General features: G+C 66.8%; 1 protein-coding gene. It reads left to right on the top strand.

What is annotated here, in order from left to right; genetic code table 11:
* Positions 1–715: 715 nt before the first annotated feature.
* The coding region (locus G4D87_RS37875; protein ID WP_163787608.1) for a discoidin domain-containing protein at positions 716–1,288 on the top strand (573 nt) is incomplete at its 3' end.

Raw genomic sequence — 1,288 nt, 5'->3', positions numbered from 1 at the left:
CAACCACACCGCACGTCCCAGCCCGCGCCGCACGTCCTCCGCCAGCCCCACCAGTCGCTTCAGCACCGCGACGCGGCCCACCAGCGGCGGGTGGCACAACCCAGGCGCCCACCGGCGGACCGGCGCGTCCCGGGGTCCCCCCGCCGCGCTCCGAGGACACGCCAGTACACCTCCCAGGAAACGCGCCCCACACGCAACGCACGAGCCCGAAGCCGGGTTCATGGCCACCTCCCTGAAGGATGACGCTGTGTGAGTCGAGCGCCGGTCCTTCGCGTCGCCGGTACGACCCGGGGTGTTGTAGCGCCTGCACGCACCTCGCGCCTCCGGTCGCCAGGGGTGTGGGACTGTTCGCTCCCCACCGCACACCCCCGACCCGCGTCGCAGTGCACTCCGGCGCCCACCCAGGCGCGCAGTGCATGGAAAGCCTCACGCCCAGCGCGCCTCCAGCGCCCGCGTCGCACAATGACAAACAATTCCAATCAGGCCAGATGAAACAGCAACAAGGTACGCCCCGCGCGGCGCCTGGCGAGCAGGCGAGCTCGAAATCACGTGTTGAATACGAAATACTTTTGGCGGATGCTCGTTGAGAGCACGACACGGCAATCACCCGCCGTGACCTTGGAGAAGCCCGCCTAGCAAAGCCAAACACCACCCGCCCGTCCCCCCACGGCGCGGAGTCACCACCTGTCTGTCTTTAGTTCCCAGAGAGCCCCCCATGAAGAAGACCCTCCTGCTGGTTGGAACGCTGCTCGGTATGAGCGGCACGGGCTGTGGCGCCCCGGAAGATGTCTCCCCCGAATCCGGCGCGTCCCCCATTGAATTCGATGCCCCCGACAACCAGACGGTCAGCGCCGCGGCGCTGACGACGACGGGCTGCACCCAGCTGACGGCCCGGTCGGTGATTTCCAATGGCCATGACGGAAACGTTCCGGCCAATACCATGGATTCCAACCTGGGCACCCGGTGGAGCCGCCTCGGCAAGGGCTCCTGGATTGACTACGATTTGGGCTCCATCCAAAAGGTCGCCGGCGTCTCCGTCGCGTGGCATCAGGGCAACCTCCGCGCGAATGACTTCTTCGTCTCGGTCTCACCGGATGGCTATACCTATACACAGGTCTATTCGGGCAAGAGCAGCGGCAAGACGGCCGCCGCGGAGACGTACAGCTTCCCCACCATCAACACGCGGCGCGTCCGCGTCACGTTCCAGGGCAACAGCCTGAATGAGTGGGCCAGCATCGCCGAGGCGCGTGCCTGCTCGTCCACGTCGTCGACGGTGCCTCCCACGGAC

It is taken from the genome of Myxococcus vastator (genome assembly GCF_010894475.1).
GTDB classification, from domain to species: Bacteria; Myxococcota; Myxococcia; order Myxococcales; family Myxococcaceae; genus Myxococcus; species Myxococcus vastator.
The sequence above is the reverse complement of the archived record's forward strand: the minus strand, read 5'-3'. Positions and strand labels throughout refer to the sequence as shown.